The sequence below is a fragment of the Chroococcidiopsis sp. SAG 2025 genome (assembly GCF_032860985.1).
Classification (GTDB): domain Bacteria; phylum Cyanobacteriota; class Cyanobacteriia; order Cyanobacteriales; family Chroococcidiopsidaceae; genus Chroococcidiopsis.
Genome location: NZ_JAOCNC010000002.1, coordinates 67640 through 94075 on the forward strand (window position 1 = coordinate 67640; position 26436 = coordinate 94075).

Sequence of the window (26436 nt, forward strand, 5' to 3'; positions counted from 1 at the left end):
CTCAATCCCCACTAAATAACATCTGCGAAAGTACGTTCGGTTTTCCGAAAGTACCAAATGCCACTGGCTAAAAGTACAGCAACTAATATTGTAGATAGAAGAAATCCGGGTAAATAAATGGTTGATGCGCCGCCTAACGTTGCCCAACGAAAGCCATCAATCACCCCTACCATTGGATTTAACGAGTATAGCAAGCGCCATTTTTGGGGGATAATGCTACTACTGTAAGCGACTGGCGAAATATAGAAACCAAACTGAACGATAAACGGTACGATGTGCCGAAAATCTCGATATCTCACGTTTAACGCTGCTAACCACAATCCACCACCCATAGCAGCGGCGATCGCGATCGCCGTAAAAAATGGTAGCGTTAAAATTCGCCAATCTGGGACAAAATTGTACCAAATCATCAACGCTAATAGCAGCATTCCAGAAATTAATAAATCTACGAAACTCACAATTACCGAACTAGCCGGAACGATCGCCCGAGGAAAATAAATTTTAGAGACTAAATTCGCATTATTAATTAAACTCAGACTCGACTCTGACAAAGAGTTAGCAAAAAACTGCCAAGGTAACATAGCAGCAAATACAAGAAGTGGATATGGTACGCCGCCAGAGGGTAACTTTGCTAAGTTGCCAAAAACAAATGTAGAGATTAACATTGCTAAGAATGGTCGAATTAACGCCCAAGTAATGCCAATCGCTGTTTGTTTATAACGGACTAAAATATCTCGCCATGCTAAGAAATAAAATAGCTCGCGATAACGCCACAAATCTTGCCAATATAATGCCTCCGTGCGTCCTGCTTTAATTGTTAGTTCTTGAGGTTTCGTCTGCATACTGTTGCTCTTAGTTTCCTAGTTTGATTCTTTCAGCTTGAGATAATGTTGCCAAAAACTAGTGGAAGTCAATTCAGGTGCAGCAGATTTCCATTCTCGATTAATTACCGACCATTTTCTAGTACTTGTAATGAGAATCTTTAGCCAGCGTTTGATTAAGTTAATTCCAATTGACTTATCTAATTCGTTTTGCAATAAACAACTATTTTCTTCTCGGTAAATGGTAACTTTATTTTTCCTAAAAACACGACTGAGCGTTCCAGCATGAGCGCTATTCTGCCAAAGCATGACTTCGCCATCGCTATGAATAAAATTTGGAAGTAAATGACCGTTAATAGTCAATAAACTCAAGAATTTTTGCCAAACTTTAGCTTTCGTTCTAGGCGGACTAAGCTGAGTATCTAGACAATAGTTTGGCTGTAAAGTTTGAGTCTTGTAACTCTTACTCAACTGAACTATTTCTCGGTGTAATTTTTCGGGAGAGTTCTTTTTGAGAAGATTTGGTCCTTGCAGGTAATCTTCAAAACCTCTAACTATCATCTCGGCATAATTGTATTCAAATACCAACAGAGAGTAAATGAAATCTTTAGTAAATTTAAATAGCGTATTTGTGTAATTTATGGTTCCATAAATAGTTCGAGCGATGAGATTATTGCGAGTGTAGTAGTAACCATCCCAGACGATAACTTTGCTATAAAATGGTTCGTGCCAAACAGCAATAGATGGAAATGCTACGATCTGCTTACTCAATTGCCTTTTTATTCTTAACCCGAATTCCATGTCATCTATCTTAATGAAGAAAGGTAGGAGAAATCCGATTTCTTTGACAAACTGACTTGGGACAGCAAAAAACCAAAAACCACCGTAATCTACATCATCTTCTGATAAAAGTAAGTTCAGAGACTCAGTTTTTTGCAGTTCGAGATTGTGTTTTAGAGGAGCAACGCGGAACGGTGAAAATTTGAAGCTTTGCGGATCTTTATCGTAGGCAGCTCCAGCTTCATATAAAATATGTTTCTTATATAAATCCAGCATACTACCAGCAACAGCAAAATCTGCCTCAGCATATTCGTAAATGCTAAATAAGCGATAGATTGCCTCTGTATCTAGTAATATGTCATCGTCCATTAATAATAAATGGGTGTAGCACTCCGATTGTAAAGCCGTCACCATTCCTTTTGTGAAACCACCACTTCCTCCCAGATTTTCATTTGGAATCAAGTGAAGTTTATCATTATTGAAGTCATCTTGACTTACAGTTTGACCGTTATCAACTACAAAGATTTGCCAAGACTTATTCGCCAATAAAGAATCTTGCAAAATCGTCTTGACTGTATTTTTGATATATGCTTCTTTTTTAAAAGTACAACTAATAATTGCCAGCGAAATATTTCTCAAAGGTTGTTCTTCAGTAACGATCGCTCCCTCTACAAATATGCCGCGATCGCTCAAGCACTGAATTTCTAAATAAATTCTGCCTTGAAGTGTATGACTTTGCTGGAGAGCAGGCAAGGCAATTTTAACGCCATCTGTTATTTGGCACTGTTTGAATGTTTCTTGTCCGAGTAATTCTCGCTCTCGTTCGTACCCTTCTCTATAGACTGAAACTTGAAAATCACCGTTGAGTCTCAACAAATAGTAGAGAGAATTTAGAGTCGTGTATTTTGCATAATAGCTTTCATAAAAAGAGTTGAAATAAGAGTTAGTTGAAACAATCTCATTTTGCGCCAGAGAGATCTTTCCTGTCTCCCAGTCTACATCAATATCTCCACTTTTACTGTTGGCAAAGTATAAATCAAAAGTGTCCTCCGTTCTGGGAAAATTAATCCGATTGACTACGTAGTACATACATCCTCTATCGACTGAGAAATTTCTCTTGCGCTCAAATGAATCCTATGCTACCAAATCTTGACGCTCGGATTTTTCTATGCTCGATTTGTCTAAATTGAGATACCGCCGCCAGAATTTTAAAGATGTAAATTCTTTGCTTACCTGCTGCCACTCTGTCATGACCTTCGACCATTTCATCCGACTTTCGATCGCTAGAGCGAGCCACCGAACTATTAGCTCAATCCCAACTGATTTGTCAAGCTCATTTCGGTACAAACATTGACCTCCTTCTTTAAAAATTAGGACTCTCTTCTTTCTAAAGGCTCGCGATCGCCGACCTGCACAATCGGCTGTTTGCCATAGTAATACACCTTTGTCTTGGGTCAAAACATTGGGAAGAAAATGACCGTTAAGAGTTAATAGACTGACAGTTTTCTCGATTAAGTTAGCTGTCGTTCGTTCTGTTTGGGGATGAGATGGCAAGTTATGATACTGAATCTGTTGAGTTTGAAAAAGAGAATCGAGTTTCATAATTTGACTGTGCCACTGTTCGGGATCGGCGTGCTGAATAATTTCTGCTCCTTGCAAATAGTCTTCAAAGGCTTTAACGAGCATTTGAGCATTTTTATAGTCAAAAACTAATAAACTTGCCACAATAGCTTTGGTAAAATATGCGATCGCGTCTGTATACCTTAAAGTTCCATGTATGGCTTGAACGATCAAGTCGTTCCGGTAATAGTAATAGTTCCAAATCGAAGATTTCGCGAAAAAAGGTTCGTGCCATACCGCAATCCCAGGAAAAGTTATCAGCGTGTCGTTGCCGAACTTCTCCTTGATTCTCAAACAAAACTCAGTATCATCTACTTTGAGAAATAAAGGTAGGAGTAAGCCGATTGATTCAAAAATTTTTCTGGGCACGCTCAAAAAGTAAAAGCCTGCCGAATCTATCGGTTCTGTTTCGACGAGTAGATTTAGATTGCTGACGTTTTGCAAGTCGAGATGATGATGTAATCTAACTATATTAAACGCTTGGAACTCTCTATTATGTAGTGCTTTATTATACAAAGCGCCTGCTTCATATAGTTGATGCTTCTGAGATAAATCGAGCATACTACCAGCTATAACTAAATCGCGTTTGGCATATTCGTTTAAGGTAATAGCTCGATAAATTGCTTCGCTTTCTAGCTCTATATCATCATCTAATAACAAAATGTGAGAATTGCGATTGCTGCTCAAGGCTTCAACGATTCCTCTCGTAAATCCACCACTCCCACCAATATTTCTCTGACTAATTAGTTTTGTTCTGCGATCGCTAAATTCCGAACGGCTTAGAGTTCCAGCATTATCTACAATTAAAATTTCTATCGATTTGCTCTGTAATAATTTATCCTGTAAAATAGTTTTGATGGTTCGTTTAATAAAAGCCTCTTTTGAAAAGTACAAGCAACAATTGTCACCGAGACTTCGCGTTCTGGTAATTGTGGAGTCGCGAGAAAGCTTTCTCGAAGTTTTCCCGATTGACTCAAACATTCTAATTCAAAATAGATTCTACCTCGCTCAGTTTGTATTTGTTGTAGCTCAGGTAACTCAATCTCTGTTGCCTTGCCGATCTTGCAGTTGAAAAATTTTTCTTGAAATAGTAATTGACGACAATTTGCTTCAGAACTTTTAATAGATATTTCTCTATAAACTGAAATTTGAAAATTTCCCTCTAGGTTCAGCAAATAAAAAAGTTTATCTAAAGTCGTGTACCTGGTGTAAAATTTTTCGTATAAAGAATTGAAGTATGAATTAGTAGAAATTAACCCTTGTAGAGCAAACACCACTTCTGGAGTCTCTGCACTATAGTCGATTGCTGCTTTGTCGTTGCATTGTAGATATAATTTAGCAACTTCTGCCGATTTTGGTAGTTTTGTTCTACCTACTATATGCATGGAATCTCCTACTGAGTTTTAATTCGCGGACTTTAACTCCTATGAAGCTGGGGAAAATTGAGTGTTTAAATTCCAATTCCCTCCCCACACGCCGTTCTAAACGCGCGCTAATTCTCGATTCTCTGTTTGGGATGTATCGTCGTCGCCAGCTTCTACGATTTTCTTATAGACCATCAGCGCTTGAGCCACGACTTGATCCATGTTGTAGTACTTATAAGTTGCTAGCCGTCCCACAAAATGCACTTGGGGTGTCGCATCGGCTAACGCCTTATATTTTTTATAAAGTTCGGCATTTTCCGGTCGCGGTACGGGGTAGTAAGGATCGCCCTGGGCGCGAGGAAACTCGTAAACGATACCTGTTTTTGGATGTTCTTGCCCAGTGAGGTACTTGAACTCTGTAACGCGAGTGTACAGGTGTTCGTTGGGGTAGTTCACGACGGCAACTGGCTGATGCACGGGCGTATTTACGGTTTCGTGCTTGAATTCCAGAGAACGGTATGGTAACTTGCCGTAGCGATAATCGAAGAATAAATCGATGGGACCTGTATAAATCATCTTGCCAAACGGTATGACCTCCAGAATTTCTCTATAGTCAGCGTTCAGCATCACCTTAATGTTGGGATGAGATAACATCTTCTCAAACATACGGGTAAAGCCGTGTAGTGGCATCGCTTGATAAGTATCCGTAAAATAGCGATTGTCGCGGTTCGTGCGGGTAGGTACGCGGGCAGTCACCGATCGATCGAGTTCGGATGGATCGATATCCCATTGCTTGCGCGTGTAGTTGCGGAAGAATTTTTCGTAGAGTTCCCTGCCGACCTTATTAACTACCACATCTTCAGCAGTTAGGATACGCTCTTTAGGCTCAGCCACTGAAGTAAAAAACTCTTCTAGCTGGAATGAAGTTAAATGGAGTCCGTAAAGTCGGTTAATCGTGTCGAGATTGATGGGAATTGGCACGAGTTGTCCGTCAACGCTAGCAAGAACGCGGTGTTCGTAAGAACGCCATTGAGTAAATTGCGAGAGATACTCGAAAACTTCGCGAGAGTTGGTGTGAAAGATATGGGGACCGTACCTGTGTATGAGGATACCTGCTTCGTTATAGCAATCGTAAGCATTTCCACCGATGTGCGATCGCGTATCGATAATCAGAATCTTTTTTCCCAACTGACTCGCCAGTCGTTCTGCTAAGACGCAACCTGCGAAACCCGCTCCCACAATTAGGTAATCAAACATGACGATCGATAACTCCTATAGTATTTTTAATCTAATTTCCAAGTTGCTTCGTTCTAACTTTTTTGAACAAACGTTCCTGGCGCAACCAAAAAGTGAAAATTCCCGCGCTGGTAAACAAAGACCCAAGAGTAGAACCAAAAAATAAATAAGATTTGTTTGGCGAGCTGGGGGTTTGTGGCAAGCTAGGTTCTACTAGCAATTGAATTAATGGATAAGAGCCAAAAACATTTGTTTTTACAAGGTCTAAATTTATTAATATCGAAGAGAAAACGGCTTCCGCAACTTGGAGATCGCGTTCGAGAGCATCTAGAGTTACGCCTTTTTGGGATAAGTCTCGTAATTGAGCCTCTAGTTGAGAGAGTTGTTGTTGCATTTCTTCAGCTTGCGCTTGCAACCCTTGCCGTTGAGTACCAATTTCAATGACCTCCTGAAAAAGGTTTTCTTTAGAAGTACTAACACTATGGCTACTCAAAATAGCTTTTTGTATAGTATCTTTTGACAACGTCCTTCCTAACAAAACTTTTGTCCGATTGAAGATTGCTTTGTTTAATTCGTTGTACTCGTCCTGCTCGTTAGAAATTGTCGGATGATTGGGTAAAAATTTAGAATTTAGCTCAATTAAGTTAAGATACGATACATGATATCGAGCGAGGAGATCTTGAAAAATTCTATCTGATTTTAGTTTCAAAATATCGCTAACTTCTATTTCTGATAGATCTAGACTTTCTTTTAAGTCAATTAAGCGAGCATCAGCTTGTTGCCAACCTGCTACAAGCTCGGCTTTTTGCTTTCTTAAGGCTTCAATTGTTCCCGTCAAACTTTTTATTCTTTCTTGTGAATTTAAACCCGATTGAAGCTTGTAATCCGATAAGCGTTTTTGAGCAACTTCTAGCTTTTTTCGCGCTCGAAATAAAACAGAATGAAATTTACCGTCTTTTTGCACAAACTCTTGTTCCCTTAGTTCATCAACTCTTGCTTGCATTGCTTGAAAAAGAGCATGAGACTTTTTACGTGCTGCTTCTGGCGACTCTCCCTTGAGATAAAATTCTATAGTTGTAGTGGCATAACTTGTATTGATAACAGGGGTACCAAATTTTTCTGGAGTCATGTTGAGTAGCGAAGCAGCTGCTCTAATCACGGGTTCGCTTTGAGCAATGAATTTGTAATTTTGTCTCGGATCTTGTCCGCTGATACTATAAGGTGAAGCGCTATCGACTGATGCTTGTCCAATCTCTGGGAGAGACACTTTTGTAGCAGAGTTATTTGTCGGAACGTTAATTGCCCAAGCACTGATGAAAGTTGGAACTTTCAAGTTGAGATACGTTAAAGAACTAGCCCAAATTAATAGGTTAACCATCAAACCTGAAACTAAGTAAGATGATGCTTGGTGAAATGAAAGTTTCGCTCCTTTCGCCGGACGATATATCGAACTAGACATTTGCAACTCCGAGCGATCGTTTATTTACTAGTTTTTTGAAAGATTGTTTTGGAAATACCGCTGTCTTTCTTTATAGGAACTAGTTAGCTTATTAGAACAAAATTGATTTTTGAAGTGGTCGAGCATCTAATATAAAATATCCTATAGTAGGATATTTTACTACTTCCTATCTTAGCCAAGTATTCCTTGAATTTCGTCAAGCAATTCTCTTTGCTGTCCTGTTGCCGAACGAATCTTTCTCAATCCTTTTTCTTCAAGTTGTCGGATTCTTTCTCGGCTCAAATTAAACATTTTCCCAATCGCTGCGAGGGTTTTTTCTTCTCCATCCTTCAACCCAAAACGCCAGAGCAAAACTTCTCGTTCTTGAGGCTTCAAATCGATGAGTAGCTGGCTAATACTTTTCAACAGAAATTCAATTTCTAAATGGTTGTATTCCTCTATTTCTGGTTGAATTAATAATTCAACCAATTCTTTGTCGTCTTGTTTTCCAATTCTTGCATTGAGCGAAAGTAGTTCTTTTTTTACGCTGACGTATTCCTCGATCTTGTTTGGATCTGACTTCAATTCTCGGGCAATTTCTGATAGAGCGGGTTCGTACCCCAATTTATGCGATAGTTCGCGGCGAGTTTTTTTGACTTGATTGAGAGTCTCGATCGCATGAATTGGCAACCGAATAGAATGACCTTGAGTGGCGATCGCACGAGTAATACCTTGACGAATCCACCAGTAAGCATAAGTACTAAAGCGATAACCTTTAGTTGGATCGAACTTTTCTACTGCTCTTTGAAGCCCAATACTACCCTCTTGAATTCGATCTAATAAGTCTAATCCCCTACTTTCATATTTGAGCGCTATACTAACAACTAATCTTAAGTTAGATGTAATTAGTTTTTGCTTAGCCCGTTCGCCAGCTTGTAATTTTTTTTTCAATTCTTCCATTGTTAAACCAGTACTCTCCGCCCATTCTACGTGGAGGGGGGATCGTTGTAATTTAACTGTTAATAGCTTTTTTCGCTTGAGTAATTCGAGCATGAACTGTACTTGCCTACCCAATTCAATTTCTTGCTGTTGACACTCTGCGGTCTAAAGACGCGCAGATTCTATAGAGCCTTTTTTACTATCCTGTTTCCAGGGCGATCGAATTAAAGATCGATAACTGCTCTATTATCCCGGTTTCAGGCGTTGCCTTAGATATCGGGTTCCTGCCCTGCTGCCGTTTGCCACGAATGGCGGCACCATCTCTGACAGGCATAACTTCCTCGCGGTCCACGAGTAGGTGTTTACGTCTTGTACTGACAAACTTGAAGCCGAGCCGCTGCAATCCAGTTCTAGCAGCTTGGGTATCTGCATGGTCGATGTGTCCGCATTGTGCGCATAGAAATCTCTCACCATCACGATTACTGGCACTAACATGATGGCACGGTATTGTCAACTTAAGACAGCAGAAGAAAAATTAAGCATGATTATTCCTGTGAAGCCATGATTGCTGAAATTATGCAGCAGAGTTTAGCCCAACAATTTCTCGCCAATCTTTAAATCGTTGGCGTAATTGTTGGCGATAGCGTTGTGCAGTCAATTGATGTTGCTTGGGGTGAAAGTGGTCTCGAATTGGTCCAAAAGCGGAAAGAAATCGTTGGGCTTGCCCTGGGGATTTGAATTTCCGCATTCGTCGCTCTCGCACTCGTGTCGGTTGGTGGGAGTTTTCCACTCGATTGTTTAATCCTTTATGCGCTCGATGCTCCACGTTCTTCATCACTTGTTTCTTCGCGGCTTCATAGCTCTTTAACTTATCAGTGACAATCACCCGTGGCACAAAGCCTTGTTTCTTCAAGAGCTTACGGAAGAATCGCTCTGCCGCTTTTGTATCTCGATGTCGTTGCAGCAGAACATCCAGCACGTTGCCATCCGCATCCACTGCCCGCCACAGGTAATATTGCTGTCCTTTGATCGTGACAACCACCTCATCCAGATGCCACTTGTCCGCAATATAAGGACGTTGGTGCCGCAGTTGATTCGCGTATTGCTGTCCAAACTTTTGGCACCATTCCCGAATCGACTCGTAGGTTACCTCAATCCCACGGTACAGCATCATTTTCTCAATGTCTCGATAGCTCAAGGGAAAGGTGTAGTAGAGCCAGACACAGTAGCTGATAATCTCGGCAGGGAATCGGTAGCAACGATAAGGATTTGTACTCATCCCATCATCTTACCCCAACTCCCCTCCGTCAAGTTGACAATACCTTCAGCCACCAGAAGTGACCGCACTCAATTTATTAAACGAATGGTAGAATTTTCTCAACAAACTCAATTAAGAATTCGGTTGATTTATTATCCTCCATATCATAGTAAATATAATCCCATAGAACGCTGCTGGGCAGTGTTAGAAAACTTTTGGAATGGAGCTATTTTAGATTCGATTGAAGCGGCTGTTGCATGGGCTTCTAATATGACATGGAAAGGCCTTTCTCCACTAGTGCGCCTAGTCGAGAGAACTTATGAAAAAGGTGTAATTGCTTCGGCTCAAGAGTTAGAATCACTTCAACCCTTCTGGCAACGTTCTGAAACTTTGCCTAAATGGGACGTGACTATTTGCCCAATCTTACTGGTAGCTTATTTTTACGCACCTCCCTTAGACTAGTTTTTCTCAAGAAAGCATGAGTTATTGCAAACTCTCTCAACTCAATTTTTTCTCAATAAGCTCAAGTTTATTGCAGCTATTCTCAATAAACAGGGGATTTTTCTAGCTTATTGACATGATGCGTTTGCCCTGCCTCCTACCTCCTCCAGATCTGGTAAATCAGGTTCTTTAAGGGCGCACCATGACTTTGATCACCTCTCGACTATCCATTGCAGCATACCCTTTGGGGACACCGCTGAGATCGACAGTCAAATCAAGGACAGCAGAGGCGTTGAGTTTGCCTGCCACAGTATCGGCTAGCAATTCTGGAATGTAAGCACGGGCAGGTGCAGCCCCGCCTCGTAAGGTGATGTTCTGCATGAATAAACGACCCAGATTCAAGTTGTGGCTGCTACCGTGTGGCACATCGACATAGCCGCTCACTCCACCGGGACGCGCAATGCCGATTGCCGTTGCCATTGCAGGCTCACTGCCTACACACTCCAGGACTGACTCTGCACCGCCTTGGGTAATCTCTTGCACGGCTGCGATCGCACTGGGCCTAACCGCCAGCCCTATCCTTACCAAACCTGCGTGGTTGGGCCAATCGTAAATTCATTCACGTTTGTGTCTTCTGGCTGGTCAATCGCAAACGCTACAACATTGGCGACTCGATCTGGTGAGATGCCATATTGCTCGTACAACTTTGTCATTGTTTCAGCCACATCTCGATCGGTAATCCGATCTAACAACTGGGTGTTAATTGCAGCAGGATAAATTGTCGCAGTCCGAATGTTAGTCCCCTCTTGAGCAGATTCCATGCGTAGAACTTCCATGAAATCGCGCACGAACCATTTCGTCCCACCATACACCGCACCACCTGGATAAGCTTTTAATCCAGCCACCGACGAAGTTGCAATCGCATGCCCAGACTTTTGGCTAATAAACGTTGGCAATACAGCAGCGATACCATTGAGGACACCCTTGATATTGACATCAACTGTTTGATTCCATTCATCAGTTTTCAAGGCAGAAAGTGGAGAATTTGGCATGATGCCAGCGTTCAAGAAAATCACATCGACGCCTCCAAATGTTTCCTTAGCAAGCTTGACGATCTCAGCATTATCAGATGGGTTAACCACATCCATCACTTGATAGACTGCTTGTCCGCCAGCTGTTTGAATTTCATCAACCAGTTGTTTCAATTGGTCCTCGCGTCGCGCGCCCAATACGACTTTAGCGCCTTTGCTTGCCAGCAATTTCGCACTTGCTTCACCAATCCCTGATGATGCGCCGGTAATAATCACAACTTTGTCTTTAATCATCTTATTCCTCTTTTTGTTGAGTAACGACTGAGTCCCGCTTTCTTCGGACTTGCCAATTAGTGGCTAAGGGCACGCCGACGGTTCGATGTGGCATCAGCAAAAACCCGACCATCACTGCACCGTTTGACCACCATCAATGACCATAGCGTGCCCGATGACGAAGGCAGCCGCGTCCGAACACAGCCAGACGACGGCATTGGCGATCTCTTCGGGCTGCCCCATCCGTCCGATCGGCTCCTCCGCGATTACCTGTTCGCGTCCTTCAGCAGTGCCGCCAGTGAAGCGATCCATCATTGATGTGTCAATGTAACCGGGGGCAACGGCGTTGACGCGGATGTTCTGCGAGGCATAGTCGAGAGCCGATGACTTGGTGAGTCCAATCACGCCGTGTTTTGCTGCGGTGTATGCAGCTCCGCCCTTGATGCCGATGACACCAGCACCCGATGATGTGTTCACGATTGCGCCGCCCCCTTGCTTCAGCATCAGCGGGATTTCGTGCTTCAGACACAGAAAAACGCCACGCAGATTGATGTCTACGATCCGATCCCACTCTTGCGCTTCGATTTCCGCTGTTGCTAAATTCTTCTGTTCCACACCAGCGTTGTTGAAGGCAAAGTCCAGCCGCCCGAAGGTCTCGATGGTTTTGGAAAGAGCCGCCTGAACGTCCTCGCTTCGCGTCACGTCGCACTTGACGGCGATCGCTCGTCCGCCGAGTTCTGCGATCGCGCGCGCCGTTTCTTGATTGCCCTGTTCCGAAACGTCGGCGACCACAACCGCCGCGCCCTCACGAGCAAACGCCAGTGCCGTAGCTCGACCGATGCCGTTTGCTGCTCCGGTCACAAACGCAACCTTTCCTGTGTATCCATTCTCGTTCGTTGTCATTTTTTACTCCTTGCGTTGCTTATTAAGGAAGTCTTTATCAGGATTTCCACAATCTATTGCTGGGTAGTGAAACTAAGAACGTGTATTTCGACTCCCAAAAATTTTGGATGCGGGGGTCAGTTGGGATACTGGTCATCGCTAACCTGTTTCATCCAGTTCACAGCCTTACCGTCGAGTGCCTCCTGAATGGCAATGTGCGTCATGGCTGTGGTGGCTGTAGCTCCGTGCCAGTGTTTTACTCCTGGTGGAATTTGAACCACATCACCGGGTCTGATTTCTTGAATCGATCTGCCCCATTGCTGCACGTAGCCGAATCCAGCCGTTACGATCAGGGTTTGTCCCAACGGATGGGTATGCCATGCTGTCCGCGCACCAGGCTCGAACGTGACACTAGCGCCCGATGTGCGTGCTGGAGCGCGTGCTGAGAATAAGGGGTCGATGCGGACGGAACCTGTAAAGTTTTCGGCGGGTCCTTTAGTGGAAGACTGCGAACCGTTTCGCCTAACCTCTACTATTTGTGCATTATTGCTCGATGGAGCTTGTGCTTGTTCCACAGGAGCGAAACCCGAAGCAAGCAGAGAAGATGACGCGATCGTTGCCGCAAGCAGTTTCATTTCTATCTCCTTAAACGTTGCTACTGAATTTGATCAATTGTCACGTTGACAGAGCCAGGCACATTCAATGCCTCGATGCCTCCATCTATTTTTCCGAGAATAACGAGTCCGTCTGAGTATCCAAAATCTCGATAATATATCGCCAAATTCCCCCAGGGAGCGTAATAAGCAATATCTCCAACAGCAGGATCGCTACCTGGGGGTGCATCTTCTGTAGATAATTTTTCTGGCAGATTACTAACTTTTTCGGTTCTCGCGTAATCTTCTAACGTCAGCGTTAATGGCAGTAGGGAAATAAAATCCTGAGTGGTTTTGCTGTCGATCAAAGTGGCTGTAACAACCTGGTCTCCGACCTTGATGTTTATCTTCATACTGTTTGCCTGCTTGGTTGATATTTTAGTCGGCATCTTTGACGAGGCACTGCTAGGCATACTGTTGTCGGCACGGCAGGCTGAGTAACTCAGGGACATTACCAGGGCGAGGACCAAAATCAGCACTCTCTTCTGGTAATTGTTTCCCTGGTAGTGTTATACACCTGTTGAAGGACAATCAGATTGAGTAGCCAAACTCAAAGCGATTGATGAATAGCCCAATCACCGTGTCGTGCATCAGCTGAGATTTGGAAAAACAAATTGTCTTCCGTGCCAAGCGTTTAATACGAGTGCGATAAGTCAGATGTTTTCGCTCAATCATTTGAGTATAAAGTTTACCAACAGTGTGTTGTGACTCATCAATATGCCGTTCATACGTCCCCCAACCATCTGTGTAGAAATGTTGGATTCCAAAGGGTTGCAACAGCGCTTTCAACTCCAAAAATGCTTTATCTTCACGGGTGCGCGCGTACATATGCCAACACTTCTCCCGTTGCATGGTCTACCGCCTGCCATAACCAACGCGGCTGCTGCTTCGATTGTACAAAGCTCCACATTTCATCCAGTTCTGCTTCCGGATCTAGAACCCTCAACAGCAGCACCTCAACTGGTTGAGAACTAAGTTGGGCTAATCGCTTTTTATTCACAAGCTGTAACTGTCGATGTTTTTTTTAATTCCTCAATTACCGTCGTGGGGCTAATCTTCAGCACTCTTGCCGTGTCACGAATCCCACTACCGTTAACTGCCATATCTGCAATCTGTTGTTTGATGGAAGGTAGATCACCTCGGTAAGAGTAGTCCCGAATGAAGCTACGACGACGGCAATCAGCATGTCGGCATAAGTACCGCTGCTTACCTTCATTAGACTTGCCATTCTTAACTACATCCTCATTGCCACAATCGGGACAAAGCACTGGCTCTAAAACCATCTCCTCTCCTACTGTCAAACAACTACTCCAATGTCAGCAGATCTTCACTCACATTTCAACAGGTGTAGAACACGACCGTTTCCCTTAATGGGAAGCCATTTCAAAAGCATTAAGTCTTTCCTTCGTACTGCTCGTCACTGACCTGTTCCATTCAATCCACGGGTTTACCGTCGAGCCATTCCTGAATAGCGATGTAGGTCATGGCTGTGGTTGCCGTAGCGCCATGCTAATGCTTCTCACCTGGCTCAAAACAGAAATGCAATCATACTTTCAAAAACGACGGGTTCTTCAATAATTCTTCGGTTCTTATCCCAAACTCACGTTACTTTAAATGTTTGGTAAAAAATGACGTGAGTGTGTCAAAAGGGATTAACTCCACTTTGTCATATAAATCTACGTGACCCGCATTGGGAACGATATACAATTCTTTGGGTTCGGCTGCACGTTTGTAGGCATCCTCACTAAACTCTCTTGAGTGAGCCTGATCGCCCGTGATGAAAAGCATAGGACGAGGGGAAATCGTTTCTATGTCATTAAACGGATAAAAATTCATGAACTTAACATTACTGGTCAATGTCGGATGCGTTGTGAGTTCCGGCGATCCTCCTCTAGGCGTGTATTCACCTCGCGGAGTGCGGTAGAAATCATAAAACTCACGCTGGATGGGTTCTGTGTTTTCATCTAACTTATGTACAGTCCCGCTTGTGTATTTAGTTTCACCGTCGGTAAACTCTACATAACGTTGCTTTGCAGCCTCCTCTATAATTTTCTTTCGCTGCTCAAGGGTCTGCGAATGGTTAAGTGCATTTCGGCTGGCTGCTCCCATATCGTACATACTGACAGTTGCGATCGCTTTCATTCTTGGGTCAATCTTAGCGGCACTGACTACAAAACTTCCGCTGCCACAAACTCCAATTACACCTATTCTGTTCCTGTCAACAAATGGGCGTGTGCCGAGAAAATCAACTGCTGCACTGAAATCTTCAGCATAAATATTAGGTGCAACAGCGTTGCGTGGTTCGCCCTCACTCTCACCCCAGAAAGATAAGTCAAGAGATAAAGTCACAAACCCTCGTTCAGCCATATTTGCAGCATACACGTTGGCACTTTGTTCTTTTACAGCTCCCATAGGATGCCCAACAACGATCGCCGAATGTTTTTCACTTCGATCTAAATTCTTGGGAATAAATAGATGCCCCGCAACATTCATTTTGTATTGGTTTTTAAAAGTAACCTCATACATTGCCACGTTATCGCTTACTTTAAAGGTTGTGTATCTTTCAGGTGATATTTGTTCCATTTCTGCTGTTTGTTTTGATTGTTCTTTTTGTGCTGTTTGTGTGTAAGCTTGCCCGCTTATCATCAGAGTCGCCATTGCTAAAATTAATACATATTTCATCTTCACTTTACTTACTCCTCGATCTGTACTTATCGCTTATTTTCTGAATGTAAGCATTGGCGGCAATGCTGCTAAAAGTTTTAGCAGCATTGCTAGTAAAAACGCTTTTCCCGAATCTTTATACCGTTTGTCCGCCGTCAGCTACTAGCGCGTGACCTGTCACAAAGGATGAAGCATCCGAGCAAAGCCAAATGACAGCATCGGCAATCTCTTCCGGTGTTCCCGCTCTACCTATCGGTTCCTGAGAAATAGCTCCTTTGCGCCCTTCTTCTGTTCCGCCCGTGAATCTATCCATCATCGGCGTATCAATGATGCCCGGAGCCACGACATTAATCCTGATCTTGTCTGTTGCATAATCCAGAGCTGCCGAGCGGGTCAGACCAATGACTCCATGCTTCACTGCTGTATAAGCTGCTTGTCCTTTAAATCCTTTGACTCCTGCGCCGGAAGATGTGTTGACAATGGCACCACCGCCGCTTTTGAGGATCAGGGGAATTTGATACTTCATGCCAAGAAAAACACCTTTCAGGTTGATATTCATCTGGCGATCGAATTCTGACTCGGTAATATCAGCCAATGGTGTTCCCGGATGATCGACACCGGCATTATTGAAGGCGTAATCCAGTCGTCCATACGTCTCGATAGTTTGATCAAGTGCCGCTTTGACATCTTCTGCCCGTCGCACATCACACTTGATAGCAATAGCTTCTCCGCCTTCCTGTTTGATACGATTTATTCCCTCTTCAAGGTGTTTATCGGACGAACCGACAATCACCACGCTGGCACCTTCTTTTGCAAATGCCAGAGCGGTAGCCAAGCCGATACCTGTTCCGCCGCCAGTGATAAAGGCAACCTTGTCTTTAAATAAGTTATTTTCTTTCGTTTCCATAATCTTTAGATCCTCTGCTGTATGAGTTCAATTATGCGGGCGTGAAAACAGATAGCGTGAGGACGTTCATCGAAAAAAACCGGACAATTCTCTAAAAATCTGCCGCGCGACGTGCTGAAGAGAAACAAAGCGTTTAAGATTAAATTTATGAACCCCAAAGAAGCAGAATTTGAAAAGCGAAGGATGCAGCTCAACCGGGAAGAGCTGATCGAAAGAATGATTCGTATTGCTCCCGAAAACAGCCTTTTGGAAGTGTTTCCGGGCATTTTCATATATCAATCATCGAAACCGACCGAGAGCCAGGTATCCGTATTAAAGCCCGCCTTCTGCGTCATCGCCCAGGGGAGCAAGGATGTCCTTTTGAACGATGAATTATTTCACTACGACTCCGGTCATTACTTAATCTCGACGCTCGATCTGCCGATTATGAGTAATGTCGTCGAAGCGTCCGAGGAAAAACCTTATTTGAATCTTCGGATAGACCTCGATCCGGCACTTGTGGCTGCGGTGATGATTGAATCCGGTATCGAAACTAAAAAAAGCGGCGACAGAGTTAAGGCGATGGATGTCAGCCCGGTTGATGCCGATTTGCTGGAAGCGGTCGTCAAATTGGTGAAACTATTTGACACGCCGGACGAAATGAAGTTTCTCGCGCCGCTCATCATCCGCGAGATCATCTACCGGCTTTTGAAAGGAAAACAGAGCGCGCGGCTCAGCCAGCTTATCACTACGGAAGGCGACGCGCAGCGCATCTCCAGGGTTGTCAGGCAAATCCGCGAGAACATTGATCAGCCGCTGAAAATCGAAGATACAGCCCGCGAACTCGGCATGAGCGTGTCAGGCTTTCACTCTCATTTCAAGTCTGTTACGGCAATGAGTCCCTTGCAGTTCCAGAAACAAATACGGCTTCAGGAAGCACGTCGTCTGATGCTCGGCGAAAACATGGACGTGGCGAGCGCCAGTTTTCGTGTCGGCTACGATGACTCGTCTTATTTCAGCCGGGAATATAAAAAACTATTTGGTATGCCCCCGCATCGTGACATCACCAAGCTGCGCAGTAATTTAGGACAATAAGAATTGGACAGGCTAGACTGACCAGGTAAATGGCAGATTAGTTCCAGATTTTTGCATTCGTAAATGGGATGTGATTAAAATCGTCGGGTCAGACAACTATGCGGTTTGCGTGCAGAAGCTGACTGTTTCATCCAAAAATCATCCCACCAACCATTAGCCCGAATAATTCGTAAAGCCAGCATAGGATTCACTGTATCTGGGTGCCAAGTAGCTCCTGGAATCTTCAGCCGCTTTTGGGGAATATAACGATGAGCGCTTTCAACCTCCCCAGAACCGATAGGTAAACCTTTGGCACGGAAGTAGTCATAATCAACAGCATCAATAAATCGCTTTAAATACTCAGATAAATTAGTAATACGGTCCTTCCCTTGACCGTGATATCCCTTGAGTATCCTGATTACGTGCCTAACATCCCCAGCATCAATTTTGTGAAGCTTATCGCTCACCCACTTGTGACGCTCCTCACCTGTCAAGCCAATTGCTTCAGCACTTTCATAGAGGTGCTGCTTGAGATGGGGTCGATCTAAAATAAATGTTAGGTTAGGAAACTGCGCTTGGAGTGCTTCCCGTAACCCATTCCCTCCATCTGCAACCGCATAGATTTGTGTTTGCTTCGACATCCCTTGGTCATACGCTGCACTAACTAGTTGCCCAACAATTTCTGGATACTTGCTCGCTCGAGCCACGTAAGTCCGTTTTTCTTTATCTTGAATTGGACGAACTAAACCCACTCTCACTTCTTTCCAGTCTGCTTCACGCTTACGTTTGAGCAGCCGACGTTTTTTAGTAACTTCGGCTTTTTCTACTGGGAGCAAAATACCAGTCCGAATATGGCAACCATCTAGTTCTACCAATAACTGCTCGATATTTAGTTTAGTAGTGAGAGATTTTAAAGCTCTTAGTCTAGTTATAAACAGTTTGACTTCCACAAATTTCTGTGCTTTTAGCGCTGTTTTCTCTACTTCGCGGCGCACTGTAGCACGATTAATCGCCCAGCCATAATGTTCCTCAAATCTCCTTGCTGCTTGTCCAAAAGACTCTTCCGCACCGAAATCTGTCAAAGCTCGTTGCACTGCAACAGAGCGATCGCCATGCTCAATTCTCAACTGCTCTTTGACTGGACGCGCCCCTAATCGTTTGTTTTTATCCCATAGGTAGGGAGAAGGAATTTCAATCGCGCCAAATAATGATAAATATTTTATCCGTTTGCAGCGATGTATGGTTAAACCTGTTGCCTTAGCTTTTTTGGTCACAAGGCTTGCTAGCTCAGCTAGAAGCAGCGATACTACCATCCATCCTATTCTACGCAAGAGTTGGTTAATTATCTGATCGAGTTCCCGCACCTTCTTATCTAAATTTGGTTCTCCCTCCCACAGTGCTTGAAACAGCATTTGACCGATTGTTTGGACAACATCAGTGTATTCAGGATTTGTAGCAGTAGTCATAGCAGTATCAGTAGTTGCTCAAGATTACTTTTGTCACACTGCCATATTAAAGAAGCAGTTTTAGCTTCCAATCTTTCCTGGTCGCAATTTAACTCTACAACCACCTACTTTTGACCGCACCCGAGCTAAACGAGCGTGCTATCCAGCAATCTCCAGCCTCTAGCTCCTCCGGCAGGCAGTGTTTTTGTTTTTTAAGGGCAAATCGACCACATTTCATCGGCTGCAATCGCATCTGTGTCAACTGCTTGCACCTCGGCATTGTGTACCATTTGCGCTTTTTGAGCTGAGGAATGCACAATACTGACTACAGTATCGTAGGCTAAACCACTAATCCGACTGATGCCACGTAAACTATTGCATAAGAGCATGAGCTTGTAGCACAATCCGCACTTCTTCTTCGTTTACTTGACGACGATAGTAGAGCGTATCGAAAGTTTCAGTAAAAGTTTGACGACATTTTGGACAAAAGTAGCGCTCTCGCGCCTTTACTTGTCTTGCCGTGTTTATGCGATTTGTCATGACCGCACAAAGAACATTTCATTGCACTACCCAAGATCGACTACATCATGCTTCAGTCTAGCAGTCCCACACTTGTCTATGGTATGACCGAATCATCAAAAGAGTGAAGTCGCGCTCCGCGCTCTGTCTCGACGTTGCTCGTAACCCTACCCAAACAAACGGCATTGGTTGTTGATTCCATCCAACCGCAGTTGCTTGCAACCACGAGGCAGATTCGATTGGCTGTTTGCGGATGATGCCCAAATACAGTTCGCACCTGGTGATAAAAAGGCTGATGTTGAATTCTGAATATAAGCTACAAAGCTCTAGTTTTTCTCCCATTCTCTGCCATTTTTTCCATCAGCTCATTCATTTGCTGCTTGACACTTTCGGGCATCGGAGCCACTTCGACTGGGGTTGGTTTGGCTTGTGGCAATCCTGGTGCTTGAGTAAATTCATCGCTTGCCCCCAACCAAAATCGAATAAATTCTTTGCGCTGCCACATCGTTTCTTCAGCAGTCGAGGCAGCGATCTTTGGCAATCCACCAATCAGGTACAGTGCCGTCTGCCCTTTGGGGGACAACCCCATTACTGAGTCTCGATCGCCCCGACTAGCTTGTTTGTGGCACAGACTCCACTCAGCAGCAGCTAGTAGTTCGGGATCTCCCTTGACTGCTTTTACCAATTCCTTCGCCGTGGGAAAGAAACGTGATTCTAAAATCGTGACTCTTACTGCTTGCTGAAACTCTACTGTCGTCAATCGCTCGTCTAGGTATTGCTTCCACATCAGGGCGACTTCATCCAACATCTGGCGCTGGTAGTGCTGACAAAGTAAAGTCAAACCTCGAATCCAAACTGAAGAGTCAATCATGACGAAACTCCGAATAGATGAGCAAAATGTGCGTAAGTCTTGGCTGCTCCAACTTCTGCCTTGGAAACGCCATCAGGCATTTGTGGCAAGGAGTGCATTGCCTCCCACTCAATTTCCAACTCGTCTCGTCGCTTCAGGTCGTATTTAGCGGCGCAAATGTGCTTGCGCACTTTGACGAGCAGTTCTCCTGGGAGCAAGTCCTTGTAGGCAGGGTAATTGCCCAGGCTCCGCGCCATGTGCTGCTCGAAGTCGGAATCGAAGACTCCCCGTCGCCCAGTTTCCCACGGTAGGCGATCGCTCCCATCGATGTTCTTGGGGTACTGCGACCGAGCGCGGCTGAAGCGATGGTTGCAGGTATGGGAAAGAACGCCTCTAGCATCGCAAGGAGAAGATTCTCGGTGGCGATCGCCCAATTGGGGATTGCTGATGGGAATTACCTCAGCCGCGACAGTTATCTCAACGGCTGGCAGCGGTGTTTGTTCTGACTCTGGGGGAGGTGAATCGATCGTGAAACGGGGCGCGGAAGATTTCTCCCCACAGGAGAAAATGGTAATGCACTAGACAAGGGGATCTGATTTTGCAGAGAATAAGATTCAGTGGTGAATGAAATGTCATGAGCAAACAATCTATCGTGTTAGAACCTGTGCGCTGTCCTGATTGTAATCAGACTCACATTGTCAAACATGGTAAGAGTGCTGAGGGCAAACAGCGATATCGCTGTCGCAACTCTGAATGCTCACGTCATAATTTCATCTTGAACTACAGCTATCGTGCTTATCTACCAGAAGTTCAACAACAGATTAGTGATATGGCAATAAATGGTAGTGGAATTCGGGATACAGCACGAGTTCTCAAGATTAGTCAAACAACGGTAATGGAAACGCTAAAAAAAAAGACCCTACATTAAACAAGTAAATGAAACGCTGGTTCAACAACTTCGTCCAACGGTAGTGGAAATCGTGCCCTACATTGAAGAAGCGGAGTTAGACGAGATGTGGAGCTTCGTCCAGTCCAAACAACACGAACGATGGCTCTGGCACGCCATCGACCACCAAACGGGGCAAATTTTGGCGTATGTTTTAGCAGACCACAAGGACAGTGCGTTCATCGAGCTAAAAGCCCAACTAGCTCCTTTTGGAATTACAACTTTTTACACCTATTGAACGACAATTAAATAGACCGAGTGACGACAACTAACTTGACTGCTACACCAAGTTGACGAGACGACAATTATCTTCAGCAACCGCTGCCAAAACAAAAGACACTAGGCAATGTCAATTAACGCCAATTAATGGACTGCCTAGTGTCGGGAAAACGAATTAATTTCAAACAGGTTCAAATATACATGAAAGCGAGAGAATCTGGCTGCACGCAGGAAACAGCAGCAGCAAAGGGAGGATTTTCGAAGCGTACAGGTAGACGCATTGATGCGGGAGCTCATCAACCGCAACGCGGACGACCCCATGACTGGCGTACCCGCAAAGACCCATTGGCTGAGGTATGGGACAGCGAACTAGTTCCGCTATTACAAAAACAACCGCAATTGCAAGCGATAACGTTGTTCGAGTACCTGCAGCAGAAGTATCCAGGCAAGTATGGGCAGTCTATCGTGCGGACGCTGCAACGACGAGTCCAGCAATGGAAAGCGACCAGGAGACCAGCGCAGTCAGTGATGTTTGAGTTAGAGCATCAACCAGGCGTAATGGGCTTGTCGGACTTCACCAAGCTCAAGCAGGTGCAAGTCACGATTGGCGGTCAACCCTTCGAGCATCTACTGTATCATTATCGACTTGCCTATAGTGGATGGCAGTACGTGCAAGTCATTCAAGGTGGCGAGAGTTTTGTTGCTCTGGCTGAAGGTTTGCAGAATGCCTTGGCAGCAAGCGGGGGTTGTCCACAAGAACATCGCAGCGATAGTCTTAGTGCCGCCTACCGTAACCTGGGTAAACGCACCGATGAAGATTTGACGCAAATGTATCAACGGCTATGCCAGCACTATAATTTGCGTCCCTCACGAAATAATCGCGGACTAGCCCATGAAAATGGTTCGATTGAGTCACCCCACGGCTATTTCAAACGACGGCTGCATCAAGCCCTATTGCTGCGCGGCTCGTGTGATTTTGATAGTGTTGCTGCCTATCAAGCGTTTATCTCTGGGATAGTTGAGAAGTTGAATACGCGCATTCAAGCCAAATTTCAGCTTGAGCAACCCTACCTGCATCCATTACCCAACTATCGTTATCCCGACTACGAAATCCTCAGCGTCAGAGTTACCACCCGTAGCACGATGACCGTGCGCTGCATCACTTACACTGTGCCGTCACAATTGATTGGCTTACGATTAACCCTTCACCTACATCATGACCGGATAGTCGGTTTTGTCGGCACGCAGCAGGTGGTAGAACTGCCACGCCTTCATGTACCTAGCCGCAGTCGGTTGCGGCGCTCCCGTTGCGTCAATTATCGTCACGTCATTGACAGCCTGCGACTGAAACCCCGTGCTTTTCTACACTGTACCTGGCAGCAAGAATTATTGCCTGACGACAACTACCGCCAATTATGGCAGGAGATGTTAACCCAGTTCGATTCCTACACGACGGCACGATTGATGACCGAGGCACTGTACATTGCTGCTAAACAAGATAAGGAACACGCAGTCGCACTGTATTTGGCTGACCACTTACGCTCTGGCACCCTTAGCTTGGTGGGACTGCAACAGCAGTTTCATCTGGGTGAGAGTGTGGCACATCCAACGCTTTCGGTACAGCAACACGACCTTTCCCCTTACGACTCTCTCTTGCATCATGTCCCCCAACAACAGCCAAATAACAGCCATCGAGACTCTGGGCTTCCTACTCAAAACACTCAAACTGCCCCACATGAACAACCATTGGCAAGAGTTGGAGCGTCAGGCTCTGGCTGGGGGCTGGTCACACGCTCAATTCTTGCTAGCACTGTGCGAATCCGAGGCAACACAACGTTATCAAGCGCGAGTGCAACGCGCCCTCAAAGATGCCCACCTGCCACCAGGAAAAGCTTTTTCCAACTTTGACTTCAGCCATTGCCCCAGCTTAAATCAGCCTAGCATCATGCAACTGGCTCAGGACAGAACTTGGTTGAAGCGGGGTGAGAATCTGCTGCTGTTCGGTCCTTCTGGAGTCGGGAAAACTCACTTAGCTGCTGCTGTCGGTCGCAGTTTGGTAGAACTGGGTGCACGAGTCAAGTTTCTGGGTGCCACCACAGCCGTGCAACTGCTACAAGCGGCGAAAGCCAACTTACAACTGCAATCAGCTTTACTCAAGCTCGATAAGTACGATCTGCTGATTCTTGATGACATTAGCTATGTCAAAAAGTCGGAAGTGGAAACATCAGTGTTGTTTGAGTTAATTGCTCACCGCTACGAACTCAAAAGCTTGATGATTACTGCCAATCACCCTTTCAGTGCTTGGGATGAAATTTTTACCGACTCTACTATGACCGTTGCTGCTGTAGATCGCTTGGTACATCATGCTGTCATTCTCGAAATCCTTGCACCCAGTTTTCGTCAACAAGCGGCTCTACAACGCTCTTCTTCTACTGACCAAAAGCAACCAAAATAATTGTCGCGCATTCGTCAAGATAGTTGACATTTCATAACACCGACGGTTGGGGAGCCTATAAGCGCCACTTGCGTCAAGAAAAGCATGTGATTGGCAAATCCAACACACAAAAAATTGAGCGCAAGCATTTGAATTTACGGACGCGGATCAAGCGTTTAGCTCGCAGAACAATCTGTTTCTCCAAGTCAGTGTTGATGCACGATATCGTGATTGGACTATTTATTAATCGAGTTGAGTTTGGACGAGTCATTTAACACTCAGATCCCCTTGTCTAGTGCATTACCCGGCGGCAAGTCGTTGTCATGCAGCTAGAGTTGTTTCAACAAGTGACGCAAGCAGTTCAAATCTTGTGGCAGGGTCATCTGCTAGTCTTAAATCTGACCCAAATGGATGCAATCCAAGCACAACGGGCAGTCGACTTTGTGGCTGGAGCAAATTACTCAATAGATGGGCAGCAACAACACCTAGCACCAGGGCTATTTTTGTTCGCACCCAAGGACGTTTGCTTAGCAAAGGCTGTTGCTGAAACTGCCGCTCTGTAAAATCGTGAGCTTTGTGTTGGCAGGATTGTAGCTGATAATTCTCGTCACAGGAGCGAATTATTAATGCAGCTCGAAGATATCCGATACTTTTTTACCAATCCCCCACCGATTTATCTTTGTCAGGAGCAAGCGGTTTGCTACGTGCTGTCGGTGTTGTTGGAGGGCGAATCTTACGGGACTCGACTTATTCAACAACTCGAAGGCGAATCTGGCAACTATCGCCTCTCGGACACGATCCTACATGCAGCGTTGGAATTTCTCGAATCAGAGGGAGCAATCTGCGGCAGCTGGCACAAAGTCGAAGGGCGCGGACGACCGCGACGGGTGTATCAAATCAACCCCACATGGCACGATGAAGCGCGAAAGCTAGCGCAATTGTGGCGAAATAGTGCGACTCAACAGCGGTAGAAAAGACGGTGCGTTGCGCTCTGAGCGTGAGAGCAGGTGTCACGAAAACGTCAGATGGGTTTTCCTGTTGTCAACTGGGGCAAATACCTGCCACAAAGAGCAATGAATTCCTCTAATGCCGCAGGTTCTAAACCTTGACTATGCAGATAGAAGATCCAATCGACCAGCTCCAGCCAATCTGGGATCTTTTCCAGCTCTACCTCACAATTGGATTTAACGTAGCGCAAACAACGATGATGCCGATCATACTTCCAATATTTCATCTGGGGCAGTTTTTGTGCCGAGGCAAATAGTATTTTCTGGGTAAAAATCGCTACCATAGAATTTTGCTGAATAATTTAGATTTACGAAGTATCAGTCCTGCTTTCCTGATTTCAGCAAGAGAACAATTTAATTCGAGCCAGCAAAAAGCAGGACACACTGGTGTCTCTAGCTGCTATAACGTCTGGGTTTCTTCAACTGGGCTAACTATAGATACACCAAGCCCAGGGAAAAATTCGGATTTCGAGCCTATGTATTTACACATAGATTATGTCAGCCTTCTGTCTCCTGACTCCTTCTAAAGGTCAAGATCTATTTGTATCATCTCATACCAGCTTCCGCAAACGATTTCAGACGAGGACTTCCAACTGCCATTGAGCAGTCGTGGACGCATTTAGCTGCCAAGCACGCTCGCCAGCGCAGTACACAACTGGTAATTCGAGCGCTCACCCCTAACAACCAAAAAAACAAATGTTACACACAGGAGTTACGCAGTTGGATGAAGAAAGAAGCGAGGTGCAGCCAAATAAGCCCGAACCGCGTCTCGCACGATGCTAAGTTTTGCTTCGTACCAACTGATACCTGTAGCAAACCAGTATAGTTCTAAGCCTAAGAAAGCCCGAATTGCCAATCCAATATGATTGCGTTGCGCCCGTGAAGAACGTACTTGAGCGCGTTCTACCCCACAACACTGCTTGAGTCCACGATGGTATTCTTCAATTGCCCAAGCGAATTCACTCCACTGTAAGCGTTGTAACTGGTTCAAGTTGAGGTTATTAGTTGCCCAGTAATCAATGTCACCGTTTGGGGCGACTATCTTGAAAACTTTGACCATGCCATAACCCTTGAGATGCACAACAGTTCCTGTTGCCGCCAGCTCAATCTCACTGAGAGGGCGATTGCCCGTGCGATCAGGATTGACATGACGATTGCACTTGAATCGGGTCAACCAAATCCACTCGTGGTGGCGAATCAGTTTGAGATTATCAAGACTGCTGTACCAGCTATCAAAGACGATGCAGTGTGGGGCAAATCCTCTTGCCTTTGCTGTATCGAGCATGGCACGAAAGTGGTCATTTTTCGTGGCTCCATCCACCGACTTTTCGTAGAACCGATAGTCTCAGGGGATATGGTTGTCGCCTTGCGTCCATAACTTTGAGGGGCGACAACCGAGCTAAAATGCTTGCTGTATGAGTGTCATAGCTCTTAAACCTTTGCGATAAAATGCCTGTTTATTGCGAATAGAACCGATGAGTTCTTCAACCCATACCTGGCATTCATGAAAAGCAACTATCCAGTTTTGTCCATATAAACCTATCCAAAAATTACTGTGCCGTTTTCTGGTTCTACCTTTTTCTTGGGAGCGGCAGACATAAGGCTGCTGCCTTTGTAATTGAGTTCTTTGCCCGTGTAACCAAGCAGAAGTCAAAG

At 44.9% G+C, this 26436-nt stretch carries 33 protein-coding genes and 4 pseudogenes; 10 read left to right on the forward strand and 27 right to left on the reverse strand.

Going from position 1 to position 26436, the window contains the following annotated elements:
- Positions 1-11 precede the first annotated feature (11 nt).
- From N4J56_RS32790 to N4J56_RS32825, 8 genes are all read right to left on the reverse strand, one after another.
- The gene (locus N4J56_RS32790; protein ID WP_317110850.1) at positions 12-842 is read right to left on the reverse strand and encodes an ABC transporter permease; all 831 of its coding nucleotides are present in this window, start codon (positions 840-842) and stop codon (positions 12-14) included.
- Positions 843-860: 18 nt separating this feature from the next.
- On the reverse strand, positions 861-2690 hold the full coding sequence (locus N4J56_RS32795) for a glycosyltransferase (protein WP_317110851.1): 1830 nt from the start codon (positions 2688-2690) through the stop codon (positions 861-863).
- 45 nt (positions 2691-2735) lie between these two features.
- Complete coding sequence (locus N4J56_RS32800; RefSeq protein ID WP_317110852.1) at positions 2736-4115, reverse strand: glycosyltransferase; 1380 nt, start codon at positions 4113-4115, stop codon at positions 2736-2738.
- On the reverse strand, positions 4034-4606 hold the full coding sequence (locus tag N4J56_RS32805; RefSeq protein ID WP_317110853.1) for a hypothetical protein: 573 nt from the start codon (positions 4604-4606) through the stop codon (positions 4034-4036). The genes N4J56_RS32800 and N4J56_RS32805 overlap by 82 nt, the downstream gene beginning before the upstream one ends.
- A 96-nt stretch (positions 4607-4702) precedes the next feature.
- Positions 4703-5842, reverse strand: coding sequence for a UDP-galactopyranose mutase (gene glf / locus N4J56_RS32810; protein WP_317110854.1), 1140 nt, complete (start codon positions 5840-5842; stop codon positions 4703-4705).
- Positions 5843-5873: 31 nt separating this feature from the next.
- Positions 5874-7280 (reverse strand): hypothetical protein, encoded by a 1407-nt coding sequence (locus N4J56_RS32815; protein WP_317110856.1) that lies wholly within the window; start codon positions 7278-7280, stop codon positions 5874-5876.
- Positions 7281-7451: 171 nt separating this feature from the next.
- The gene (locus N4J56_RS32820; protein ID WP_317110858.1) at positions 7452-8219 is read right to left on the reverse strand and encodes a sigma-70 family RNA polymerase sigma factor; all 768 of its coding nucleotides are present in this window, start codon (positions 8217-8219) and stop codon (positions 7452-7454) included.
- A gap of 553 nt (positions 8220-8772) precedes the next feature.
- Positions 8773-9477 carry an IS6 family transposase gene (locus tag N4J56_RS32825; RefSeq protein WP_317110859.1) on the reverse strand — a complete coding sequence of 235 codons (705 nt, stop codon included), beginning with the start codon at positions 9475-9477 and terminating at the stop codon, positions 8773-8775.
- Between the two features lie 33 nt (positions 9478-9510).
- Between N4J56_RS32825 and N4J56_RS32830 the strand changes: the two genes are divergently transcribed.
- Entirely contained in the window at positions 9511-9918 is a 408-nt protein-coding gene (locus N4J56_RS32830) for an ISAzo13-like element transposase-related protein (protein WP_410500684.1), read from the forward strand.
- 168 nt (positions 9919-10086) lie between these two features.
- On the opposite strand, the gene N4J56_RS32835 is transcribed toward N4J56_RS32830, so the two are convergent.
- The 11 genes and pseudogenes from N4J56_RS32835 to N4J56_RS32875 all read right to left on the reverse strand — a co-directional run bounded on the left by N4J56_RS32835 (position 10087) and on the right by N4J56_RS32875 (position 16307).
- The gene (locus tag N4J56_RS32835; protein WP_410500685.1) at positions 10087-10485 is read right to left on the reverse strand and encodes a zinc-binding dehydrogenase; all 399 of its coding nucleotides are present in this window, start codon (positions 10483-10485) and stop codon (positions 10087-10089) included.
- Positions 10479-11222 carry an SDR family oxidoreductase gene (locus tag N4J56_RS32840; RefSeq protein ID WP_317110861.1) on the reverse strand — a complete coding sequence of 248 codons (744 nt, stop codon included), beginning with the start codon at positions 11220-11222 and terminating at the stop codon, positions 10479-10481. The genes N4J56_RS32835 and N4J56_RS32840 overlap by 7 nt, the downstream gene beginning before the upstream one ends.
- 111 nt (positions 11223-11333) lie before the next feature.
- A complete protein-coding gene (locus N4J56_RS32845; protein WP_317110862.1) occupies positions 11334-12104 on the reverse strand; it encodes an SDR family oxidoreductase in 771 nt (256 codons plus the stop codon).
- Positions 12105-12220: 116 nt separating this feature from the next.
- Positions 12221-12718 carry a cupin domain-containing protein gene (locus N4J56_RS32850; RefSeq protein ID WP_317110864.1) on the reverse strand — a complete coding sequence of 166 codons (498 nt, stop codon included), beginning with the start codon at positions 12716-12718 and terminating at the stop codon, positions 12221-12223.
- Positions 12719-12738: 20 nt separating this feature from the next.
- Positions 12739-13089 carry a cyclophilin-like fold protein gene (locus tag N4J56_RS32855; RefSeq protein ID WP_317110865.1) on the reverse strand — a complete coding sequence of 117 codons (351 nt, stop codon included), beginning with the start codon at positions 13087-13089 and terminating at the stop codon, positions 12739-12741.
- A 178-nt stretch (positions 13090-13267) separates the two neighbouring features.
- On the reverse strand, positions 13268-13564 hold the full coding sequence (locus N4J56_RS32860; RefSeq protein ID WP_317110867.1) for an IS1 family transposase: 297 nt from the start codon (positions 13562-13564) through the stop codon (positions 13268-13270).
- Positions 13545-13646 (reverse strand): IS1 family transposase, encoded by a 102-nt coding sequence (locus N4J56_RS41440; protein WP_410500686.1) that lies wholly within the window; start codon positions 13644-13646, stop codon positions 13545-13547. The genes N4J56_RS32860 and N4J56_RS41440 overlap by 20 nt, the downstream gene beginning before the upstream one ends.
- Positions 13647-13728: 82 nt before the next feature.
- Entirely contained in the window at positions 13729-14037 is a 309-nt protein-coding gene (locus tag N4J56_RS32865) for an IS1-like element transposase (protein WP_317110869.1), read from the reverse strand.
- A 133-nt stretch (positions 14038-14170) separates the two neighbouring features.
- Positions 14171-14263 (reverse strand): annotated as a pseudogene (locus tag N4J56_RS41445) (cupin); the annotation flags it as partial.
- A 78-nt stretch (positions 14264-14341) separates the two neighbouring features.
- Positions 14342-15418 (reverse strand): alpha/beta hydrolase, encoded by a 1077-nt coding sequence (locus tag N4J56_RS32870; RefSeq protein ID WP_317111294.1) that lies wholly within the window; start codon positions 15416-15418, stop codon positions 14342-14344.
- A gap of 118 nt (positions 15419-15536) precedes the next feature.
- Positions 15537-16307, reverse strand: a complete 771-nt coding sequence (locus tag N4J56_RS32875) for a glucose 1-dehydrogenase (RefSeq protein WP_317110870.1) — start codon at positions 16305-16307, stop codon at positions 15537-15539.
- 147 nt (positions 16308-16454) lie between these two features.
- Between N4J56_RS32875 and N4J56_RS32880 the strand changes: the two genes are divergently transcribed.
- The gene (locus tag N4J56_RS32880) at positions 16455-17381 is read left to right on the forward strand and encodes an AraC family transcriptional regulator (protein ID WP_317110871.1); all 927 of its coding nucleotides are present in this window, start codon (positions 16455-16457) and stop codon (positions 17379-17381) included.
- Positions 17382-17455: 74 nt separating this feature from the next.
- On the opposite strand, the gene N4J56_RS32885 is transcribed toward N4J56_RS32880, so the two are convergent.
- The 5 genes and pseudogenes from N4J56_RS32885 to N4J56_RS32905 all read right to left on the reverse strand — a co-directional run bounded on the left by N4J56_RS32885 (position 17456) and on the right by N4J56_RS32905 (position 20431).
- Positions 17456-18826 carry a UPF0236 family transposase-like protein gene (locus tag N4J56_RS32885; protein WP_317110872.1) on the reverse strand — a complete coding sequence of 457 codons (1371 nt, stop codon included), beginning with the start codon at positions 18824-18826 and terminating at the stop codon, positions 17456-17458.
- A 106-nt stretch (positions 18827-18932) separates the two neighbouring features.
- Positions 18933-19367: pseudogene (locus N4J56_RS32890) on the reverse strand (IS1 family transposase); the annotation flags it as partial.
- Between the two features lie 35 nt (positions 19368-19402).
- Entirely contained in the window at positions 19403-19666 is a 264-nt protein-coding gene (locus N4J56_RS32895) for a hypothetical protein (RefSeq protein WP_317110873.1), read from the reverse strand.
- Positions 19641-20195: a hypothetical protein gene (locus N4J56_RS32900; RefSeq protein ID WP_317110875.1), complete on the reverse strand. Its 555-nt coding sequence runs from the start codon at positions 20193-20195 to the stop codon at positions 19641-19643. Before N4J56_RS32900 ends, N4J56_RS32895 begins: the two co-directional genes overlap by 26 nt.
- On the reverse strand, positions 20192-20431 hold the full coding sequence (locus N4J56_RS32905) for a hypothetical protein (protein ID WP_317110877.1): 240 nt from the start codon (positions 20429-20431) through the stop codon (positions 20192-20194). Before N4J56_RS32905 ends, N4J56_RS32900 begins: the two co-directional genes overlap by 4 nt.
- Between N4J56_RS32905 and N4J56_RS32910 the strand changes: the two genes are divergently transcribed.
- From N4J56_RS32910 to N4J56_RS32945, 8 genes and pseudogenes are all read left to right on the forward strand, one after another.
- Positions 20430-20756, forward strand: coding sequence for a hypothetical protein (locus N4J56_RS32910; protein ID WP_317110879.1), 327 nt, complete (start codon positions 20430-20432; stop codon positions 20754-20756). The two genes, N4J56_RS32905 and N4J56_RS32910, sit on opposite strands and share 2 nt — an antisense overlap.
- 52 nt (positions 20757-20808) lie before the next feature.
- Entirely contained in the window at positions 20809-21102 is a 294-nt protein-coding gene (locus N4J56_RS32915) for an IS1-like element transposase (RefSeq protein WP_317110880.1), read from the forward strand.
- A 52-nt stretch (positions 21103-21154) separates the two neighbouring features.
- Positions 21155-21358 carry an IS1 family transposase gene (locus N4J56_RS32920; RefSeq protein WP_317110881.1) on the forward strand — a complete coding sequence of 68 codons (204 nt, stop codon included), beginning with the start codon at positions 21155-21157 and terminating at the stop codon, positions 21356-21358.
- Positions 21359-21540: 182 nt separating this feature from the next.
- Positions 21541-22413 (forward strand): annotated as a pseudogene (gene istA, locus N4J56_RS32925) (IS21 family transposase); the annotation flags it as partial.
- Between the two features lie 586 nt (positions 22414-22999).
- Positions 23000-23794, forward strand: coding sequence for an IS21-like element helper ATPase IstB (istB, locus tag N4J56_RS32930; RefSeq protein ID WP_317104990.1), 795 nt, complete (start codon positions 23000-23002; stop codon positions 23792-23794).
- A gap of 38 nt (positions 23795-23832) precedes the next feature.
- Positions 23833-24048, forward strand: a pseudogene (locus tag N4J56_RS32935) (IS1 family transposase); the annotation flags it as partial.
- 48 nt (positions 24049-24096) lie between these two features.
- Positions 24097-24336 carry a cell division protein SepF gene (locus N4J56_RS32940; RefSeq protein ID WP_317110883.1) on the forward strand — a complete coding sequence of 80 codons (240 nt, stop codon included), beginning with the start codon at positions 24097-24099 and terminating at the stop codon, positions 24334-24336.
- Positions 24337-24399: 63 nt separating this feature from the next.
- A complete protein-coding gene (locus N4J56_RS32945; RefSeq protein ID WP_317110885.1) occupies positions 24400-24744 on the forward strand; it encodes a PadR family transcriptional regulator in 345 nt (114 codons plus the stop codon).
- A gap of 50 nt (positions 24745-24794) precedes the next feature.
- Here the strand turns inward: N4J56_RS32945 and N4J56_RS32950 are convergent, their stop codons facing one another.
- The 3 genes from N4J56_RS32950 to N4J56_RS32960 all read right to left on the reverse strand — a co-directional run bounded on the left by N4J56_RS32950 (position 24795) and on the right by N4J56_RS32960 (position 26434).
- Positions 24795-25064 carry a hypothetical protein gene (locus tag N4J56_RS32950; protein WP_317110887.1) on the reverse strand — a complete coding sequence of 90 codons (270 nt, stop codon included), beginning with the start codon at positions 25062-25064 and terminating at the stop codon, positions 24795-24797.
- Between the two features lie 428 nt (positions 25065-25492).
- Positions 25493-26101 (reverse strand): transposase, encoded by a 609-nt coding sequence (locus tag N4J56_RS32955; protein ID WP_317110889.1) that lies wholly within the window; start codon positions 26099-26101, stop codon positions 25493-25495.
- Positions 26102-26179: 78 nt separating this feature from the next.
- Positions 26180-26434 carry a hypothetical protein gene (locus N4J56_RS32960; protein ID WP_317110890.1) on the reverse strand — a complete coding sequence of 85 codons (255 nt, stop codon included), beginning with the start codon at positions 26432-26434 and terminating at the stop codon, positions 26180-26182.
- Between the last annotated feature and the right edge of the window lie 2 nt (positions 26435-26436).